Source organism: Streptococcus ovuberis (assembly GCF_012396585.1).
Taxonomy (GTDB): domain Bacteria; phylum Bacillota; class Bacilli; order Lactobacillales; family Streptococcaceae; genus Streptococcus; species Streptococcus ovuberis.
Genome location: NZ_JAAXPR010000004.1, coordinates 171,067 through 192,255, shown reverse-complemented (window position 1 = coordinate 192,255; position 21,189 = coordinate 171,067). Strand labels below are relative to the sequence as shown.

15 protein-coding genes are annotated in these 21,189 nt (G+C 42.6%); 12 read left to right on the top strand and 3 right to left on the bottom strand.

Going from position 1 to position 21,189, the window contains the following annotated elements; all coding sequences use genetic code 11:
• Positions 1-457: 457 nt before the first annotated feature.
• From HF992_RS03915 to HF992_RS03905, 3 genes are all read left to right on the top strand, one after another.
• Complete coding sequence (locus HF992_RS03915; RefSeq protein ID WP_168548753.1) at positions 458-673, top strand: hypothetical protein; 216 nt, start codon at positions 458-460, stop codon at positions 671-673.
• A gap of 80 nt (positions 674-753) precedes the next feature.
• Positions 754-1,530: a hypothetical protein gene (locus HF992_RS03910; RefSeq protein WP_168548752.1), complete on the top strand. Its 777-nt coding sequence runs from the start codon at positions 754-756 to the stop codon at positions 1,528-1,530.
• A gap of 141 nt (positions 1,531-1,671) precedes the next feature.
• Positions 1,672-2,691 carry a LacI family DNA-binding transcriptional regulator gene (locus tag HF992_RS03905; protein ID WP_168548751.1) on the top strand — a complete coding sequence of 340 codons (1,020 nt, stop codon included), beginning with the start codon at positions 1,672-1,674 and terminating at the stop codon, positions 2,689-2,691.
• Positions 2,692-2,741: 50 nt separating this feature from the next.
• Here HF992_RS03905 and HF992_RS03900 read toward each other — a convergent pair whose 3' ends face one another.
• A complete protein-coding gene (locus tag HF992_RS03900) occupies positions 2,742-3,413 on the bottom strand; it encodes a potassium channel family protein (RefSeq protein WP_168548750.1) in 672 nt (223 codons plus the stop codon).
• Between the two features lie 23 nt (positions 3,414-3,436).
• Positions 3,437-4,789 (bottom strand): TrkH family potassium uptake protein, encoded by a 1,353-nt coding sequence (locus HF992_RS03895; RefSeq protein ID WP_168548749.1) that lies wholly within the window; start codon positions 4,787-4,789, stop codon positions 3,437-3,439.
• A 571-nt stretch (positions 4,790-5,360) separates the two neighbouring features.
• On the opposite strand from HF992_RS03895, the gene pgfS reads away from it, so the two are divergent.
• Positions 5,361-6,320 (top strand): glycosyltransferase PgfS, encoded by a 960-nt coding sequence (gene pgfS / locus HF992_RS03890; RefSeq protein WP_168548748.1) that lies wholly within the window; start codon positions 5,361-5,363, stop codon positions 6,318-6,320.
• Complete coding sequence (pgfM1, locus tag HF992_RS03885) at positions 6,317-9,262, top strand: glycosyltransferase PgfM1 (protein WP_168548747.1); 2,946 nt, start codon at positions 6,317-6,319, stop codon at positions 9,260-9,262. The genes pgfS and pgfM1 overlap by 4 nt, the downstream gene beginning before the upstream one ends.
• Positions 9,263-9,389: 127 nt before the next feature.
• On the opposite strand, the gene HF992_RS03880 is transcribed toward pgfM1, so the two are convergent.
• Entirely contained in the window at positions 9,390-9,836 is a 447-nt protein-coding gene (locus HF992_RS03880) for a GtrA family protein (protein ID WP_168548746.1), read from the bottom strand.
• A gap of 192 nt (positions 9,837-10,028) precedes the next feature.
• Between HF992_RS03880 and pgfM2 the strand changes: the two genes are divergently transcribed.
• The 7 genes from pgfM2 to HF992_RS03845 all read left to right on the top strand — a co-directional run bounded on the left by pgfM2 (position 10,029) and on the right by HF992_RS03845 (position 20,603).
• On the top strand, positions 10,029-12,770 hold the full coding sequence (gene pgfM2, locus HF992_RS03875; protein WP_246201227.1) for a glycosyltransferase PgfM2: 2,742 nt from the start codon (positions 10,029-10,031) through the stop codon (positions 12,768-12,770).
• Between the two features lie 589 nt (positions 12,771-13,359).
• On the top strand, positions 13,360-13,500 hold the full coding sequence (locus tag HF992_RS11940; RefSeq protein WP_246201226.1) for a hypothetical protein: 141 nt from the start codon (positions 13,360-13,362) through the stop codon (positions 13,498-13,500).
• A gap of 896 nt (positions 13,501-14,396) precedes the next feature.
• A complete protein-coding gene (gene rsmH / locus HF992_RS03865; RefSeq protein WP_168548745.1) occupies positions 14,397-15,341 on the top strand; it encodes a 16S rRNA (cytosine(1402)-N(4))-methyltransferase RsmH in 945 nt (314 codons plus the stop codon).
• A 16-nt stretch (positions 15,342-15,357) separates the two neighbouring features.
• A complete protein-coding gene (gene ftsL, locus HF992_RS03860; protein ID WP_168548744.1) occupies positions 15,358-15,687 on the top strand; it encodes a cell division protein FtsL in 330 nt (109 codons plus the stop codon).
• A gap of 11 nt (positions 15,688-15,698) precedes the next feature.
• Positions 15,699-17,948 carry a penicillin-binding protein PBP2X gene (pbp2x, locus tag HF992_RS03855; RefSeq protein ID WP_168548743.1) on the top strand — a complete coding sequence of 750 codons (2,250 nt, stop codon included), beginning with the start codon at positions 15,699-15,701 and terminating at the stop codon, positions 17,946-17,948.
• A 7-nt stretch (positions 17,949-17,955) separates the two neighbouring features.
• Entirely contained in the window at positions 17,956-18,945 is a 990-nt protein-coding gene (mraY, locus tag HF992_RS03850) for a phospho-N-acetylmuramoyl-pentapeptide-transferase (RefSeq protein WP_168548742.1), read from the top strand.
• 314 nt (positions 18,946-19,259) lie between these two features.
• The gene (locus tag HF992_RS03845) at positions 19,260-20,603 is read left to right on the top strand and encodes a DEAD/DEAH box helicase (RefSeq protein ID WP_168548741.1); all 1,344 of its coding nucleotides are present in this window, start codon (positions 19,260-19,262) and stop codon (positions 20,601-20,603) included.
• The last annotated feature ends 586 nt before the right edge of the window (positions 20,604-21,189 follow it).

Below are 21,189 nucleotides of genomic sequence, written 5' to 3'. Positions count from 1 at the left end.
ACTCAACTGTGTGAAGCTGGATTAAAAAGGTCTGGGAGACCTGTTTAATCGGGAAATGACACTTGCGAAAGCAAGTGTCAAAAACGGAGGAGACTGTTTCAGCCCGAACCCTAAAATTAAGGAGGTGAGGGAAAATCGAGTTCTCACGAATTTCCGATTTCTGCCCCTCTCTTTTGGGTTCTGATTAAGTCAATTCCTTTTTGACAGAGTGTCTATAAAGTGATAACATAAGCCTATTAATCGACTGATAAGGAGATCAAGATTGATTTAGTGCTTATTTCTTGTGGCGAGTCGACGTGACTTAGGACTGTTCGATAAGTAGGAAAGAGATTAGAAAACCACTAGAAGGTGGCGGATTAAGAAAAGCGCTACCCAAAAAGTTGGTGGAGAGGATGTCCCTCACGAGAAGGCAACACTTATAGCATTTATCAAAGGTAAAATAAAGGAAAAGCCTAAGGTGACAGGACAAGCCATTGTAGATGAAGTCGGAGTTGGCGTAAAAACGATTCAAAGGCCAGTAAAGGAAATCAATCATCTGCCTTATGTCGGTATTGGAGTTAGAGGAGTAGGTTGGTTAGCCGCTTGCTCAATGACTAACCAAAGAGCCGGTTGGTGTGCCAATAAAACAGATGCTTTGAGTGACGATGCGTCTGCTTGGCCAGTTTACTATTGAGATTTATTTATAAAACATAAGAACTGTTAACTAAAGGTGGCAAGGAGTTGCCTCCCCTTCTTTCTACGAAAGGATCATTGATGAACCGTTACCCGATGTCTTATTTTTCAAGCTTATTTCCACCAAGGCGCATTTTTGGACAGAGACAGAGCCTGTCTGTGTGGCAGATGGTCCTGACGACGTTCTTTTTGATGTCTCTCTTATTTATTCCTGTCTCTCTCCAAGTTGGGCAGCTGATGACTTATCCGTTGGAGCGCATAGTAGCGGGGGTATATGATCCATTGACCAAAGAAGTTATGGCTCACTTAGGAGATGGGGAGTTACGTGACGGCCGGTTGGTTGTTGGTGAGGCTACCTTTCCACAAGTCTCTTTCGGGACGACCAGTCCAGAAGAGACAGGGATCGTTTACCAGTTTGGCAAGGATAAGCTTATCATTCACCAAGATGACCTGCTAGTGGTAGAAGTCCCTTATAGTCAGTTATCCGAAAAGGATCTACAGGTTAAGAAGCAGTTGATGACGACTCTCTCGGACTACTGGTTTTCAGAGAATCGATTTGGGGTTAGTCTCTTTTTGATAGGGACGTCTTGTTTGATTCTAGGAACGAATTTTCTTCTCTTGGTTTTTGGCTCGAGTCTGATTTTGTATTTGACGTCCTTGACCAAATGGTTTGACTTGAAAGGGTTCAGGCAAGCCTACGCTTTCACCCTGAATTGTCTGGGTCTACCAACCCTAATGGCTTGTCTGATTGGTTTGCTCGGGCAACCGATGACGACGCTCATCATGGCGCAAAATATCCTCTTTATTTTACTGTTAGTTCTAGTTTTCTTCAAAACACGTTTTAAGGACGAATCGTAACACCAGAATGTTTTCATGATGCAAACGGATAGCCAGTTTTGCGCAATAATCAAGCAATCGCTTGTTTTTTGGATGGATTTAACGTAAACTATTATAGAAAAGCCAGTATACTTTCTAATAAGCTGAGAAAGGAGGAGGTACATGGTTACAATCAAAGATGTTGCAGAACGTGCAGGTGTTAATGCATCGACAGTTAGCAGAGCCTTGAAAGACAGCCAGTCTATTTCTAAAAAAACCAAAGAGCGCGTCCGTCAGGCGATGGAAGAGCTCGGGTATGTGCCTAATGTTGCGGCTAAGATGCTAGCCAGTGGGTTGACCTACTGTGTTGGTGTTGTCTTGCCTCCCTTGGTCAGCCCTGATCGGGTCAGCGAGCCCTTCTTTATGGAGATCTTAACAGCGATTGCTGATGAGGCTAAGAAGCATGATTTTACCATTTCGATGGCGGTTAGTGAGAGCATGGAAGACTTGGAGCGTCAGGTCCAGCTGCTTTATCGCCAGCGACGTGTCGACGGCTTTATTGTTCTTTATTCAGAGAGCGACGACCCTGTCCGGCGTTTTCTGGCGGAAAATCAGATCCCTTTTGTCATTGTAGGATCACCGACGGATAGTGGGAGTGAGACGGTTTACATTGACAATGACAATCAGCTTATGGCACGAACGGCTGTCGAATACCTTCATGAAAAGGGGCATGAAAAGATTTTATTTGTGACAGATGATTTAGGCAGTGAGATCTTTCTGGAACGCTATCTAGGCTATCTCAAAGGGGTTAATAAGCTTCAGCTATCACAGTTTGAAGCTCAGTTGTTTGACCGAGAGCAAGCAGAAACCCTCCATCACTTAATTGAAAAGATTCAATCGGAGTCTATTAGTGCTCTTATCGTGATTGGGGATACCTTGTCTATCAGGGTCATTCAGCTTCTCTCTTTTTATGGGATCAAAGTGCCAGAAGATTTATCGCTACTTTCCTTTAACAATTCCGTTTACTCTACCATGTTGCACCCGTATTTGACAACTTTTGACATCAATGTAGAGCATCTGGGACGAAACAGTGTTTCTTATCTGGTCAAAAAGATCAACCACGAAGATTTCTTGGTTTCTTCTGTTACAGTTCCCTTTCATTTACAGGAGCGCGAGAGTGTCACGAAATTAATCCGAGATTAACCAAAAACCGCTTAACCAGATGTCTAGGTTAAGCGGTTTTTGATAGGCTACTATTTCAGATTGGCTAGGCCGTTAAGCTGGTCGAAGCGATCATTATCAATGACGGCCAAGAGGCGTTCATTGGCTTTGAAGCGATAATCTTTGGTGAGGTTGGTCTTGATCTGTTGAGAGTCTTCTGTCCGATAGCCAATCAGGTTCATCTGATAGGTCTGTCTCAAAGGGATCTCAATCAAAGTATGGTTCAACCAGCTTTCAGGAGGATAGAACTCAGCAATGCTGAGATTTTCATCAATGCTGATGAAATCAGTCGTGTTGGGAAAGAGGACTTGCTTAGCCACAGCGACGCCCATTTCTTTTTCTGGGGTGATGACATCATCTGCGCCAACTTTGATGAGAACTTGGGCTGCGATGTCGCTGGTTGCTTTTGCGATTACTTCAGCCACTCCGAGGGTTTTGCAGTGCATAACGGCTAGAACACTAGCTTCTAAGCTAGTCCCGGTCGAGATGACAACAGCATCACAGGTATCAATCCCTGCTGCTTCAAGCAAATCAAAATCAGTAATATCACCGATCACCCCTTGAGCTAGGTAAGGAGCAACGGCATTGATATGGGCTTCGCGGTTGTCAACAGCGATCATTTGGCAGTCGTAGTTTTTTAGTGTGTGAACGATACTGGTCCCGAAAATACCGAGGCCCAGAATTCCGATAGTTCTTTCAGACATAAGAGTTTCCTTTTTATACTAGTTTAACCTACAAAGAGGTCAGATTTGGCGTAGTGCAGGTTTTGTTTTTTAGAAGGTTGCCGGCGGTTTAGGCTGGTGATAACTGTGATAGGGCCAATTCTTCCTGCGAACATCAGCCCCATCACAAGAAAAAGACTTGTTTGGCTGAGTTGGCCGGTGAGATTAGCGGAGACACCAACCGTAGCAAGGGCAGACATGGTTTCAAAGACTAGGTGTAAGAAGTCTGCCTTAGGCTCTAGAGCGGTTAGCAGAATTAATCCTAGGATAAAAGTTGCAACAAAAACGCTGGTAATGGCTAATGATTTTTGAACAACGGTAGGGGGGATGGTCCGATAACGGATGTTCGTGTGGGGGAGACCAAGGATTTGCCCGCGGACAAATAGAACAATGACGAGGAGAGTAGTGATTTTGATTCCCCCTGCGGTCCCGCCTGGAGCACCTCCCATCATCATTTGGATGACAAAAATGAGCAAGGTGATGGGATTGGCCTTGGTATAATCCATAGTCGCAAAACCTGCAGTTCGCATGCTGACGGTTTGGAAGAAACTGACCAGCAACTTGTCCCCGACAGCAAGATGGCCGATGGTGTCTGGATTCTGATATTCGCTGATGAAGGTCAATAGGGTCCCCATGGCCAATAGACTGACAGTAACAGCCAAGACTACCTTAGTATGAAATCGTAAGTGACGCAGGCTTCGTTTGGGCAGGAATTGGGTTTTGAGATCAAACCAGACAGAAAAGCCAATCCCTCCCATGATAATCAAGCTAGCTACTGTGAGATTGAGGAGGAAGTCGGTCGGGTAGTTCTGGAGGCTATTGGCACCTAGGTTATCAAAACCAGCGTTACAAAAGGCGGAGATGGCCATGAAAACTGCTGAAAAAAGACCTTTGGACCAACCCAGGAGCGGGACTAATCGAAAACTGAGAAAGATAGCCCCCAGGCCTTCGATAGCAAAGGTGAAGGCAAAGACCGCCTTCATAAAGTCCTTGAATCCGGTAGCTTCTTCGCGATTTAAACTTTCCTGAAGAGTGGTTCGATCAAGGAGACTGAATTTCTTACGAACATCAAGGTAGAGAAATCCAAGAAAGCTTAGAACGCCGAGCCCTCCAATTTGCATGAGAAACATACAGACTATCTGGCCCAATGTGTTATACGTTTCAGCGACGGCTCGGGTGGATAGACCGGTCACACAAACCATCGAAACGGTTGTGAAAAGGTGGTCCAAATAACTAGCTGTAGAGCTTTCAAGTTGCATGAAGGGAAGGTTTAGGAGAAAAGACCCTAGCAGGATCATTCCTAAGAAAAAGAGGAGAATCCGTCTGGTAGGCGAGAGATGTTTAACGAGTGTTTTCATAGGTGACTTTCTAAGAGATAAAACTGATATTATTTTACCACACTTTAGGCTAAATTCTCTAAAAAGTTTATTAGCAGAAGTGAGAACCTGTACACCTGCTTCTGCACTTGATCAACGCGTTATTGGAACTCTTGCTTAAGCCCCTTTTTAAGGCTGGCCTAAGTTTACTGTCCTCAAGTCATTCTATAAAAAAATAGTTTGACTAACTAAGTGAAGGTATTTTGTCTACTCTTTCTATGTTTAAGAATTTCGCGATTGACCTCGGTTCAGGTCGCGCTAGACGCATGAAGACAATAGAGCTTTCAGAAATCAGGTTTTCAAAATGTAAACTCATTTTTATCTCTAAATTTATGTTATAATTTTAACAGGAATAAAGAAATGGTGACGGAAAATGCAAAACATCTGAAAATGTATTGAAAAAATGTATATAATCTGAAAACGGTTGCATACATTTTCTTCATGCGTACGGCGTGGGTTCGGACTGGATACGATTGATAAAAAAAGTACAAAATATGCTAGAATAATTCTGATATGCTTACTGGTTAAGAGATACAGTAGAAAGGAGAATTGGATGAAATTATCCATTGTTGTAGCGTTCTTTAATGAAGAAAAAATGATTGAAAAAACGCACGTAGAAATTTCAAAACAATTGCGGTCGATGGTGCCAGAGCAATTGACGGATTATGAAATGGTCTTTGTGAATGATGGTAGTAAAGATAAGACCCTTTCTTTGATGAAGGGGATTGTTGAGAGGGATGAAAAGGTAAAATTTATCAGTTTTAGCCGGAACTTTGGTCGCGAAGGTGCGATTTTAGCCGGCTTAAAATATGCCAGCGGTGAGGCTGTGATGTTGATGGATGGCGATTTGCAACATCCGCCTAGCATGATTCCTGAATTTGTGAAATATTATAAAGAAGGTTATGATGTGGTGAGTGGCCGCCGTAACCGTGAGGGGGAATCAAGGCAATCCACTTTCTTTGCGCATTTTTTTTATCGTTTTTCAAATAAATTGATGGATGTGCAATTAACAGATGGTATTTCTGAATTTAAACTATTTAGTCGTAAGGCAGTTGAGACCCTCCTGTCTATTCCTGAGTACAATCGTTTTTCAAAAGGGATTTTTGCCTGGATTGGCTTTAATGAGAAAGTGATTCCATACAAGAATCAGGTGCGTGAAGCGGGAGAAAGCAAATTTGGATTTAAACGGTCAATGAACTATGCTTTTCAAGGAATCATTTCTTTTAATGATAAGCCCCTTCGTGTCTGTATTCAATTTGGTATGGCTTGTATAGGTCTAGCTATCTTGTATCTATTAGCAATGTTTGTCCTCTACTTTGTACACCCAGAGGCTCTTGTGAGTGGGTATTTTACAACAATTGCTCTGATTATTTTGTTCAGTGGTGTACAGCTGATTTCAATAGGGATTCTTGGAGAGTATATCGGTAAAATCTATTATGAAGTGAAGAAGCGTCCCCATTTCGTTATTGATGACTCAAATATAGAAAAAGCAAAAGAGGATATTGTTGGATGAGGATAAACATCTTAAGTAAATTGAAAAGTATCTGGCAGGCTGTCAGGACAAATCGACAAACGCAAATTTTAATCGCTAGCACCTTAGCACCGATGCTTTTGATGGCTTTGGCTTGGATTGTGAACGGTTTTTACCCTTTTGGTAGAAAAACTTTTATGGCTGTAGACTTCGGTCAGCAGTATATTGGCCTATATAGTTTTCTTAAAAGAACGGTGTTGACTGGGGATTGGTCTGGATTCTTTTATTCCTTCTCTAAGTCAATCGGTGGCTCGATGATTGGGATTTGGGGTTTCAATCTCATTAGTCCCTTCAATATTTTCTATATTATCTTGCCTTTGACGCAGTTTAAATGGGCGATTTTCTTATCGATCTGGCTCCGCTATGGGGCAACAGGTCTGGCCTTTTCTTATCTACTAATCAAGCGTTACAAGGCGCTTGATTACAATCCTTTCCTAGTGCCCGTTTTGGCATCTGCCTACGCGATGTCAGGTATGATTGTTTCCTATCAGATGAATCCTATCTTCTATGATGCAATGATTATGTTGCCACTGGTCATTTTGTATCTAGAAGAGGCTTTGGACGGGAAGAGGAATTTCCGTTATTTGATGGTACTAGCACTATCTTTGTTTCTCCACTTTTATATGGGCTTTATGATTTGTTTATTTGTAGCCCTTTATGCTTGCTATTATCAAGCACCTGCTTGGCAAATAAAAGGAAGTTTCAAAGAAAAGAGTAAGGCGTTTTTTATGCCTCTCTTGCGAGTAGTGGGAGAGTCGGTCTTGGCTATTGGATCCATTTTCTTCTTACTCTATCCAATCTTCCTTAATTTGTTGCGCAGTAAGGGAGCCTATGACTCGCCGATGACGTTTTCCTGGGCGTTTCAAATTAAACCTTTAGATATTCTTTCTAAGTTGGTCGTTGGCGGATTTGATGATGTATCAGGTTGGTCAACTGGTCCGAATTTGCCAAATATCTATGTGGGAGCTTTGGCTTTAGTTGGATTCTTCCTATTTTTCCGTTATGCTACTGCACACTTGTATCGAAAAATGGCTGCGGCGATCATCAGCGTGATCTTTGTGCTATCGTTTAGCAATGAATTTGTCAATAAGATCTGGCATATGGGACAAAATCCAGCTGGATTCTTCTTCCGTTTTTCTTGGATTTTCTCTTTCTTTATCGTGCTTTTAGCTTATCAAGCTTTGCGTGAAGAGAAAAAATTATCTTGGATTGGGTGGGCGACTGGTCTTGGTCTAACAGTGGCATCTCTTTATTATGTTCAAACGCATATTAAGAGCCATAAATTCACGCAGATTAACGCAGAAAATTCAAAGGCTATTGTGAAGTTTGTAGGGGAACATTCAGTAGGCGTATTTTTCTTCCTTGCCCTTATTTTTTCCGGTCTTGTTTGGTATATTTGGAAGCATGTGTCAACTGAGAACAATGATCGGACAAAATCGTTACTTCTATGTTTGGCTGTTTTTATAGGAATCTGGATCGCCTTTAAGCAGGGGATTATGTTCCACCAACTTTTTTTAACCGCTATAACATTTTTTGCAGTATTGGCGTATTTGGCTCTTCGGCCAGCGTCCCGGGTGTGGTTAATGGCTTTGCTGGCTTTGACAGGATTTGAGTTAAGCTACAATGCTTATCTATCTCAACGGACATCTCACTATGATGATGCCTTTAAGTTTACAGACGGTACAGAAAATATTCAGAAATTATCTGATGTTATCAAAGTATTAAGTAACGAACCGTTTTATCGTGTAGCCTCAGAATTCTTGTTGTCCAAAAATGACCCTTTCCTTGTGGATTATCCAGGGCTCAGCAATTTTAGTTCTAATATGGAAAAATCCACTATTCAGCTTTTCGGCTCCTTGGGGGATGTTGGTGGAAATGCATCAACTTATTATGCCAATGGGACTCCCTTAACAGATGCTCTCTATGGGGTACGTTATTTCCTTGTCCGCAAAGATTATACAGAGCAGGATATGGAAAATCACCCAGACTGGCAATTTTTCGGTAAATATTTGACCCGAAAAGATTTGATGCAAGATTATCATAAAGTTTATGAGAATAATCGCTTTGAGATTTATGAAAATCCAGACGTTCTATCCATTGCTTTTGGGACAAATGCTGTGACAGAGAGCATTAAGTTTGGAACAAATAATCCTGTTGCTAATCAAAATATCATCCTTTCGTCCATGTCTGGAGTAGAAGACCTGTATTTTGAACCATTTGGCTTCCAGCATCTTGAGTTAGAGAATATGGAGGAAGCTGGGGTAGAAGGAAAAACTCTTTTTAATCGGATTGATAAAACCAAGCCTGGCAAAGTCATTTACAGAACGGTTTTACAAAGTGACATGACCTACTATTTCCAAGCCCCCAATAGCTTGAGAGATTCAATTGGTAAGATTGGTGTCTTACTTAATGATCGATGGTATAATTATTCGCAAAGATATGATCAGGTTCAGCTATGGAATATTGCCTCCAACCAAGCAGGACAAGAGGTGAAATTGACCTTTGAAGTCACAAAAGATGACCAATTAGATTTGACCGGAATGGCCTTTGTGCGATCAGATGCCAATAAAATCAAATCCATTATGGCAGAGCGTAAGAAGCAAAGCATGGAAGTGACGAAATTCACCAATACAAAAGTAGAAGGAATGGTCAATATTACAGATAATAGCGACGTTATGATGACCTCTATTCCTTATAATCCGGGTTGGACGGTCAAAGTAGATGGCGAGGAAGTAAAAACCAAGGAGGCTTGGGAAAGTCTTCTCTCCTTCCCAATTACCGCAGGGAAACATAAGATTGAGATGAGTTTTACACCAGACGGTTTTTGGCAAGGAGTCTTGATTTCGATGGTATCTATTGGAATTGTTGTGGTCATCAAGTGGCGAACAAAGACAGAAGATAAGGATCAAGTAAAAATAGCATAAAAATAAGGCTGGATGAAAATTTGAATATCTGTTTCTTTTGAAAAATAGATATGTTAAAAAGCATAGAATAACGTTGTTGCTAACGCTATTCTATGCTTTTATGATATTCTGAAGTGTTTGTCTGACTTCATTTTTTATCCTTGAATACCAGGAATTTGCTAATAAAATAATTGGACACCATCATAAAGACTTGTGCTGCAAAAGTCTCAATGGCGTTGACTACTTTAAGGTCGTGATGAACAAATTGGCCGATGATCCCTGGGAAAGTGTCTACGAAGATAAAGGCTAAGGCGAAATCCACTAAAAGTGTCAATAATCGGGCACTGAAGAAGGTCGCAAATCGTTTTTGCCAACCTTCTTTTTTCTGATTAAACACAAAACGGTCGTTGGTAAAAAAAGCGAATGTAATAGACATGACGTTGGCGATGATGGTGGTGATAGAAGCGTTAGGGTAGATAAAATATAGGACATTTCGGACAAGGATATAAAAGGCCGTCGTCAGGACACCGAAAAATAAATATTTAAAGACTTCATGTTTTATTACTTTTGTAACTAGTTGTTTCAAATTTTCCATAAGATTATTGTAACAGAAAAAGGAAGTAGAAAGCTAGGAAGGTTCAAATAAATGGGAAATTTTAAAGAATCCCTTGTTGAAAAACGGAAAAGAGCTATTCGCAAGGGGTGTTATTGGCGATGGAAGGTTTTGCTTTTCCCTTTTGCGTATGGTAAAATGGCATGAATCCTACATAATGAAAGTCTAAAAACGATGAAATTATTATCAAAGATGAAATGGATAAACCAACCGATTTTTAAGGAAAAAAAATCGATTCCATTAGATGGTATTTCAAATGGGAATTACTTGCCACAGAATCAGTCGAATCCATTGTTTTTTGCTCTGGCTTTTTTGCTTCCGATAGTCGTCATGACAGCGACATTTTGGAAGGTTGGCCTATATCCATTTGGGGAAAAGACATTGATGAGTGGAGACTATACCTTTCAATATATTCCCCTTTATCGTGCTTTAGGGCATTTGTTTAAATCGGGAGATATTGGAGCTCTCTATTGGTCGTGGCATAAAGGGCTTGGTGGTGTCATGTCTCCTGTTTGGGGGTTTAATAGTCTAAGTCCACTATCTCTTATCATTGGACTGGTGCCTGCCCGCTACCTGAATCTGGCGATTTTTGGCATAACGCTCTTGCGCAATGCGCTAGCTAGTTTGACCTTTTATTATTTCTTGCACAAACGATACCAGGTGGATCAACACCGCTTATTAGGCTTAGCGATTTCAGTGTCATATGGGCTGAATGGTTTTTTCTTAGCCAATCAGGTGAATCCAAATTTTCTAGATAATTTAATCTTGTTACCTCTTTTATTGGTTGGTGTAGAGAAAATTTTAGATGGGCAAAAAAGCTTTAAGTACGTCTTGGTGCTAGCGAGTATGTTTGTCATCCAATTTTACACGGCCTTTATGGCTAGCGTTTTTGTTGTTTTTTATGCTATTTTTTATACATTTGCCAAATCGCAAAAAATACAACGTAGCCTCCAGCAGATTGTGCGTTTGGCGCTGTATTCTTTATTGGGCTTGGCTTTGAGTTCGGTCTGGTTGTTGCCTGTTTTCTACGCTCTTTTGGAAACAAAGGTGGCAGGCGCAACACCTGTACCGTGGAATGTCCAATTTGTATACCAACCATTGAAGTTGTTCTTAAAATTCTTTCCAGGAGCAGTGAGCGGAGAAGAATGGGGGGATAGCCATTCGCTTCCTAATATCTATATCGGGTTACTGGGATTAGTTGGCTTATCACAATTTTTCTTTGCTAAACATCTCCCGTCTCGTCAGAAAATGTGGACTGCAGGTGTTTTGATAACACTAGTTTTAGCGTTTTCAAATTATGCGCCGATTCGTTTTTGGCATATGCTGCAAATGCCAGTTGGTTTTTACTACCGCAATGCTTTTGTCCTTTCTTTTTTCTTCTTGTTACTTGCTTATCTGGCCTTGAGGTCTGTCCATTCTTGGACTTACTTGGAATTGATAGGAACAGGAACTGTTTTGACAATTGCCATCAGTGTAGCAATTGGGACACGTTCTAGTTGGAAATATCCTTTAGTGACCAATGAGCAACTCTTTTTCTCAGTGGTGCTGTTGATCCTAATTTTGGGATGTCTACTCACTCCGAAGGGACGAAGTTTAGGAGTCGTACTTATTTTAGGACTGACCTTGCTTGATTTAGGGGTAAACGCAGGAATATCAACTGCTCGCACTCTGTGGCTTATTCCTAAAAATATCTTGGAAAATGAAGCTAAGGTAGAAAAAAACTATCGCCAGCTAGCGATTGATCAAACAGGTCTGACCCGGTTGGAAAAATCCGAATTGGGTACGTGGAACGATTCGCTCGTTTACAACTATTACGGAGTAAATCATTTTACTTCTAGCGTAGAGTATGCAACCTTAGAATTTTTGGGGAAATTAGGTCTACAGTCGTCAACCGCTATTTCTGTTTACACAGGTGGTACCCCCTTGACGGACGCCCTCCTTAATCTCAACCAGTTTATCGAAACAGGACATTGGGAAATCAACACGAGAAAATTCAACCCGGTTTATTTCCAAGAAGTGAAAAAGGTGAATCAGTGGATATTGTTTAAAAATCCAAACTATTTGGGTTTGGGCTATTCTGGTAGTGCGAAGTTGATGAAATTTCAATTGAAAGATGAGAATCCGATCGAGAACCAAAACACTCTGTATACGGGGATATTTGGAGACGAACGTCCTATTATTGAGCCGATTACAGCTGGTTATCTCTCCCTTACTCTGGATAACATGGATGTCGACCCAGCTTATGGCGGTCGCATGATGAAACGTTTATCGCCAGATAAACCTGCTGTGATTCGAATGAGCTTCACGCCACAGGATAATCGGTCTTATTATCTCTATGCGCCCCATATCAAGAATTACGATATGGGAACATTTACTGCTAGCTTGAATGGCGAGAATTATAAAATGTTTGATCGTTTTCGTCACCCACAGATATGGGGAATTGCTTCTGCTGCCAAAGGCGAAACACAAAGGATCGAGTTTACTCTTGATAATGATGACCCGATTGATCTAGCTGATTTGGGAGTGTACAGCTTTGATGATGAGCGGTTTCAGACAGCAGTAGCTAGTTCTACCGTAAGCAAATGGCGACCAGTAGAAGTCTCTTCCACTCGATTAGCGGGTCCAGTCACTCAAGTGGAGGGGAACGACTATCTCTATACCTCTATCCCATATAATAAAGGCTGGAAAGTCAAAGTTGATGGTCAATTAGTAAAGGCAGAAAAGGCATTTGGAGCGATGCTGGCTTTCAAATTAAAACCTGGTGTTCACCAGCTAAGCATCACTTATTCACCTCCGGGCTTTAAACTAGGCTTATTTTTAACAAGTGCATCCGTGCTCATGATACTTTTGTGGCAATACCAAAAGGAAATCTTGGGAAAAGCCCAACACTGGTTAGCTAGTCGGGAGAACGTTTAATAAAAGCTAAAAAGGAGCTTGTCTGCACCATTCACGTTGCTGTTCACATCAAGTCCAGAAGCATTCAGATAGTCACAAAAGGGAAAAATCGCCACAAAATGTAGCGATTTTTCCCTTTTGTGACCCTCAATCAAACGTCAAGGCGTTATAATAGTTAGTGTGAATATATCTATTCCTGAAGTCTCGCTATGAAAATGATAACCTAAATGAATCTCTTTGAAGAACATGAACTGGGAGATTTGGAAAAATTGTTGATGGCCTTAGATGAACCTCCTGAAACGGCTATATTGCACCGTCTGGAAGTAAAACGCAAACAAGGTTGTCACGATCATAATGTCATGCCTACTTTGTGGCCTATGTGGCTAAACTCGTCCTCCAACTCCAAACAGACCAATCGTTCATCCGACAGTTGAACATGAATAGCCAACTGCGCCAAGCCTGTGGGTTTGAAAGGCATGGGGTTAAACAGAAGAATGGGTACCGTCAAGATGGTCTATGCGCCCTCAAAATCGGCTTGTTCTCACTTTATTCAGGACCTAGAGGACGTTTATCCTGATATGGAAGACTGGATTTTATCTGGGATTTTGCTTTGGATGGAACCTTTATCGATAGCTATGGGGCAGCCTACGGCAAGAAAATCCGTAAAAACAAGTGGTCAGATCGAGAAGCTGATGTCACCATCAAAGAGCGCCATCATCCAAATGTGAGAGTCACTAAGGAAATCCACTAGGGTTTTCGCTGTCATCTAATGGTTGATGCGTCTTATGAATTCCCAGTTGCTTGGGAAGTAGCACCTGCTTCAATAGGAGAGCTAACAGTAGCCAAGCGACTCAGTTGAAACGCACATCAGACGACGATCGATCGGACCCAATATCCGATAGTGGATGCTGGCTATAGTGGTTTTCCGCTTCAAAGTCTTCTGGAAGAGACGATATCTTCCCCTTTATCGATGACCCCCACAGATAACAAGGAGAGCAATCGAGACAGCATTGAGATACGGACATCATTTATAATCAGTCAGGTGAGGTGCTCTGTGTGGACAATCGAGGAGAGGCCATTCAACTCCTTTAGAAGGTGTGTGGTAGGTCCTGCGATAGTTTACGCTAGGGGGTCATCCTAGGTATGAAGATGATTAGCTTTTCCGCTGAAAGCGTTCTGTAGACCCCCATTATCTTTAACCAGGTTGCCAGAGACAGTCAAACGTTCAAGCGTTGATACAAGAAGCGCACAGCTATCGAGTGGGTGGATGGTCGGCTAGACCGTGATTTTTGACTGGAGACGCATCCCATATGTGATTTCAAGAAGATGCGTCTGGGCATTGCCATGAGTTTTTTAGACGTATAGGGTTTGCCTTAGCAAAATGTCAGGTCGGTCAACGGACACCATTAGCTAGCTGTATTGGTTAAAAAGTAACTCAAAATTGAAGGACTTAATGCACTCTTTTTAACGTTTAAGCACACAACGCTACCTTGGATTGGAAAGGGAAAAAAGCACCGCTCAAAGGGGTATTAGTTGCCTCTTTGTGCACAATTTAAACACCTAACCCGAAAAAATAGGAACGACGGGAATAGTTCTTTTGGGCTCAAACCCTCTCTTTATAGAAATTTATGGTACAATAGATAAGATATGATAGATGCATTTAATCATGAAACAGTATTGTTGCAGGAAACGGTTGATGGGTTAAACGTAAAACCTGATGGGATTTATGTGGATGCGACCTTGGGGGGAGCTGGTCATAGCCAGTATCTCTTGTCAAAGCTTGGTCCTAAGGGCCACCTCTATGCGTTTGACCAGGACCAGACCGCTATTGACCATGCTCAGGTAAGGCTGGCTCCCTACATTGTAAAAGGGCAGGTAACCTTTATTAAAGCTAATTTCCGTTATCTAAAAGAAGAGTTGGCTAAACATGGTGTTACTCGCATTGATGGGATTTGCTATGACTTGGGGGTGTCCAGTCCTCAGCTGGATGAGCGGCAAAGGGGTTTTTCCTATAAGCTGGATGCACCGTTAGATATGCGGATGGATCAAAGTCAGTCCTTGACAGCCTACCATGTCGTAAATGAGTATGATTTTCAGGAACTGGTGAAGATTTTTTTCCGTTATGGTGAGGACAAATTTTCCAAGCAAATTGCCCGAAAAATTGAGCAACAACGCGCCATCAAGCCAATCGAGACAACGACAGAGCTGGCTGAGTTAATCAAATCAGCCAAGCCGGTAAAAGAACTCAAGAAAAAAGGGCATCCTGCTAAGCAAATTTTCCAGGCTATCCGAATAGCGGTGAATGATGAGCTAGGCGCAGCAGAGGCGTCTTTAGCTCAGGCCATTGACCTTCTATCCGAAGACGGGCGGATTTCAGTCATTACCTTCCATTCCTTGGAAGACCGTTTGACCAAGCAGCTTTTTAAGGAAAAATCCACAGTGACAGTGCCAAAAGGCTTGCCGGTCTTACCTGCTGAATTGAAACCGACCTTGGCATTAGTTAATCGTAAGCCAATTTTGCCGAGCGAGGAAGAATTGGCTCGCAACAATCGAGCCCATTCGGCAAAATTACGGATTGCCCGCAAAATATGACAGCAAAGGAGATAGCATGGCAAGAGAAGATGAGCAAAAACAGGCCTTGGATCATTTGATTCGAGAACGGGTTAAGACCTTTTCAGGTGTTGAAAAAGCTTTTTATGGGAGCATTGTTTTGACAGCGGTTATTCTTGCAGTCAGCATTATCTATATGCAGACCCAACTCTTGCAGCTCCAATCAGCAATGACTACTGTTCAGACGGAGATTGATCGCAAGCAATTGGAGTATGATGAGGCCAAGCAAGCAGTCAATGAATTGACCCGTTACAATCGCCTAATGGAAATCGCTAATGAAGCTGGCTTAAGCCTCAAAAAGGAAAATACTGGGATTCCAGGAGAATAGGGAAATGAAAGATGAGTAAGCGTCGGAAACTGTTGAGTTACGCCTTGTCTGGAAGGCGAAGTCCAGCCTATAATCGCAAACGTGTCGGAGTGTCGTTGAGCCTTTTGTCTGTTTTGTTGTTCCTAGTTTTCCTGACTAATTTTGCGCTGATTATCATCACGGGTAAGAAGTTTGGTCAGGATTTGAAGACTTTGGCGGCTGAGCGCCATCAGACAACTGTGACTGTCCAAGCCAAACGGGGAACGATTTATGACCGAAACGGAACAGCTATTGCAGAAGATTCAACAACGTACAGCATCTATGCTATTCTTAGTAAAGAATATGTCTCTGCTAAAGGAGAAAAACTCTTTATCCAGGCGGAACAGTATGACGATGTGGCAAGGATTTTGGCTGAAAAACTGGAATTAGAAGAAGGTTTTGTTAAAGATCAGCTGAAACTAAAGGATAAATACCAGGTCGCTTTTGGACCGAAGGGAAACAATATTTCCTATAGTAAAAAGGTAGAATTGGAGCTGGCATTCGAGGAAGTTGGCGTCACTGGGATAGGTTTTACCGCTAGTCCGGGTCGCCTCTACCCAAATGGGGTCTTTGCCTCGCATTTTATTGGCTTAACAACCTTAGAGGATAATCAGGATGGTAGCCAGTCTATTGTAGGCCAATCCGGGCTGGAAAATGATTTGAACAAGCTATTGTCTGGTAAAGATGGGATCATCACTTACGAAAAGACCGCATCCGGTGTGATCAAACCTGGGACAGAGACGGTGACCCAGAAAATTGTGGATGGACAAGATGTTTATACAACCCTATCTGCTCCCTTACAGTCCTATCTTGAAACCAATATGGACATTTTCCAGGAAAAAGCCAACGGAGTCTTGGCCAGTGCGACTATCGTTGCAGCCAAGACAGGGGAAATTTTAGCGACGACCCAGCGTCCGACCTTTGATGCGGATACTAAGGAAGGGGTTAATGATTCACTGGATTGGAAAAACACCCTCTACCAGCACCAATACGAACCAGGCTCTACGCTTAAGGTGGTGACTCTGGCTGCTGGTATTGATTCTGGCAAGTTTGACCCAACCTACTATTATAATAATGCCAGTTATACGCTGATTGATACGGTGATTAGGGACTGGGATGTCAATATGGGCTTGTCAGAAGGGCGTTATATGAATCTTGCTCAAGGATTTGCCCATTCCTCTAACATAGCCATGTTGATTTTGCAACAAGCTATGGGGGATCAACTCTGGCTTAATTACCTGAGCCAATTTGATTTTGGTTTACCAACGCGATTTGGCATGAATAATGAGAGCTTTGGACAGCTCAACCGAGATAACCAGGTGACGATAGGGACATCAGCCTTTGGTCACGGGATTTCGGTCACTCAGGTTCAAATGTTAAAGGCTTTCTCGGCTATCGCGAATAAAGGGGAGCTTTTGACGCCGAAATTTATCGCAGCGACTTATGATCCGAATACCCGGACAGCCCGTAAGGGCAGTCGGGAAGTGGTTGGAAAGCCTGTTTCAGAGCAGGCTGCTGATCAAACCTTGCAGTATATGGTGACAGTAGGGACGGATCCTTACAATGGGACCTTGTATTCATCAGAGACAGGGGCCATTATCCAAGTCAATGGTGTGCCAGCAGCGGTTAAGTCAGGGACTGCTCAGATCGCTAAGGAAGACGGTTCGGGCTATATTGAAGGAGAAAATGCTACCATTAACTCTGTCGTTGCCATGTACCCGTCTGAGAATCCTGACTTTATCATGTATGTAACCTTGCAACAACCAGAACATTGGAGTCCCCTCTTTTGGATGGACGTGGTCAATCCTGTTTTGGAAGAAGCAGTACGAATGAAAGATATGCTAAACCTCACGAATCCAACAATGATTTTAGATGATGTTGAGGGAGAGACAAAATACAAACTGCCAAACCTGATTGGCCGAGCTCCAGGTGAAACGGCTGCTGAACTTAGAAGACATCTGGTTCATCCTGTTGTCATCGGCTCAACCAATGAGATTGAAGATAGCTCTATCAAGCCGGGAACCAATGTCCCTGCTAATCAACGGATTCTGCTTTGGACAGGTAATCTCAAAACAATGCCGGATCTTTATGGTTGGTCAGAAGCAGAAGTCAAACAGTTTGAAGAATGGTCAGGGATTACGGTTACCTATAAAGGGACAGGTAGTAGGGTTATCAAACAAAGTGTTAAACCGGAAACAGAAACTGAAAAACTAACAAAAATGACAGTAACGCTAGGAGATTAATGGACTTATGATACTTATGGGGAGTTTCTTGGCTTTTGCCCTAACGATTATAGGCATGCCAATTTTCATAAAAACCTACCAAAAGGCTAAAATTGGTGGTCAGCAGATGCATGAGGATGTTAAGCAACATCAGGCTAAAGCAGGAACACCGACTATGGGGGGGACAGTCTTTTTACTGGTTGCCTTGAGTCTAGGTTTGATCTTTGCCTTGATCACGCAGGCAAGCTGGTCCACTTATGGTATCCTTTTTATCCTGTTTCTTTATGGTTTGATTGGATTTTTGGATGATTTTTTGAAGGTCTTTAAGCAGATCAATGAAGGATTGAATCCCAAACAGAAATTAGTTCTCCAACTCGTCGGTGGTTTAATTTTCTACCTGGCCCATATTAACCATTCTGGAAGTGGTTTGCTCAATGTCTTTGGCTATGACATCCAGCTGGGCTGGCTCTACATCTTTTTCGTTCTCTTTTGGTTGATTGGTTTTTCCAATGCGGTCAATCTGACCGACGGGATTGATGGTTTGTCGTCAATTTCGGTAGTGATTAGCTTACTTGCTTATGGGGTCATTGCTTACAAACAAAGTCAGTTGGATCTCTTAATCGTCATAGGGATTATGATTGGCGCCTTGTTGGGATTCTTTGTTTTCAATAAAAAGCCTGCCAAGGTATTCATGGGAGACGTAGGTTCCCTAGCGCTTGGTGGAATGCTGGCGGCTATTTCTATCGCCCTTCATCAAGAATGGACCTTGCTCCTTATCGGATTGGTTTATGTGATTGAGACCGCTTCGGTTATGTTGCAAGTGGCCTACTTTAAGCACACGAAGAAAAAGTATGGCGAAGGGCGCCGAATTTTTCGGATGACGCCTTTCCATCATCATTTGGAACTTGGAGGGCTCTCTGGGAACGGTCGGCCCTGGACGGAATGGCAGGTGGATTTCTTCCTTTGGGGATTGGGAGTGGTGATGAGCCTTTTGACCCTTGTGATCCTTTACCTTTAATTTCTGATAATAGCGTGCAAGAAATGCTGGCAGTCTGACAGAGTTAGCCTGCGAACGGGGACCAGCTGAACAGGGGCCTTGCTTCATCAACGCTAGTATCAAGGGGTAGTAGCATGCTTCTGAAAAGGCTCTATAGAAGATAGCGAAGTATTTGATGGAATGGGGCAATCAAGATGCTTTTGAGCAAGAGAGTGGCAAAGCACTGACCGGTTGAAGGCAGAGAGCTAGCTGGATTTAAGGCAAGGGGCTTTAGGGCATTTGTCTTTGGTCGAGCGCTGATAGTATAATATAAGGAAGTAGAAACGAGGCGTATAATGAATTTTACAGCATTTAAGTTTAAACCCTACTTGCAGGAGGCGCTCAAGGATTTACGCTTTGAGACGCCTACAGAGGTTCAGGAAAAGCTGATCCCGATTGTCCTAGCGGGACATGATCTAGTAGGAGAGTCAAAGACGGGTTCAGGGAAGACCCATACTTTCTTACTCCCTATTTTTGAACAATTAGATGAAGACTTGGAACACGTCCAGGCTGTGATTACTGCACCTTCACGTGAATTGGCGAGCCAGATTTACCAGGCGGCTAAGCAGCTGGCAACTCATTCTCCACAGGAAATCCGAGTGGTTAACTATGTCGGAGGGACAGATAAGCTCCGCCAGATCGATAAGTTGACCAGTAGCCAGCCACATGTAGTGATAGGGACGCCAGGCCGAATCTATGATTTGGTTCAATCAGGAGGTTTGGCCATCCACAAGGCTAAGACATTTGTCGTTGACGAGGCAGATATGACGCTTGATATGGGATTTTTGGACACGGTTGATAAAATCGCAGCCAGCCTCCCTAAGCAGGTTCAAATCCTAGTCTTTTCAGCAACCATTCCACAAAAGTTGCAACCATTTTTGAAAAAATACCTCAACCAGCCGGTCATAGAGCAGATTAAGAGCCATACCGTTATTGCAGATACGATTGATAACTGGCTGATTTCGACCAAGGGGCGAGACAAGAATGCTCAGATTCTGGAATTAACCCATCTGATGCAACCCTATCTGGCTATGATTTTTGTCAATACGAAGGAACGGGCAGATGATCTGCATCGTTATCTGGTGGAAAATGGTTTGCACGTGGCTAAGATTCACGGGGATATTCCGCCACGCGAGCGCAAGCGGATCATGAATCAAGTGAAAAACTTGGAATTCCAATACATCGTGGCGACGGATTTGGCGGCGCGGGGCATTGATATCGAAGGCGTCAGTCATGTCATTAATGATGCCATTCCACAAGATTTATCCTTCTTTGTTCATCGTGTGGGCCGGACAGGCCGCAACGGCTTGTCAGGGATTGCGATCACACTCTATCAGCCCAGTGATGACAGTGATATCCGCGAATTAGAAAAATTGGGTATCCGCTTTGTGCCAAAGGTGGTTAAAGATGGAGCGTTTCAGGATGGTTATGACCGTGATCGCCGAGCCAACCGTGAGAAAACACGGGAGAAACTAGACATCGAAATGATTGGTCTGGTCAAGAAGAAAAAGAAAAAAATCAAACCAGGCTACAAGAAGAAAATTAAGTGGGCAGTCGAAGAAAAGCGTCGTAAGACAAAGCGTATTGAGGCGCGTGCTAAAGGAAGAGCAGAGCGCAAGGCTAAGCGCCAAACCTTTTAGCTCAAGCCTAGCCGTTTTTGCCAGACACGGACAGCTTGACGAAAATGAACTCTCAGAAAGCAAAATGTCAGATGGAGGGCCATTGCTTAGAGGTTATTTGCCGTCTATTCTCAGGGAGATGAGTAAATTTGCGACTAACCCCTAATTTTTCAGGAAAGATTTCAAAAATGCATGCGGCTCAAAAAGAGTTGGATGCATTTTCTTTATCCGTGTATCATTTGAAAATGTTAACGGCTACATTTTGGCGTCAAAGAGTTATAATGACTATGACAGTTCAATAAGGTTAGTGGATTTTAGAAAGGAAGACACGATGATGAAAAAATGATTGCTGGCTATCACCGCAGTAGTGAGGTCAAAAACTTTCGATGCTTTAGCAGCAGTTTAACCCTTTGAAAGATTGATTAACGGCTCATGATTAGTTTCAAATTAATAAGTTCCGTTATTTTTATAGCATTCATTGGTTTGGGGGTTGCTTTGGTGAAGAACCAGTCAAAACTAGACTTTCCAAGGCATTTCAAACGTTATCTGTTCATTTTATATACCGTAATATTGGCCCTCTTGAGATACTGTTATCTAGTGATCCTCC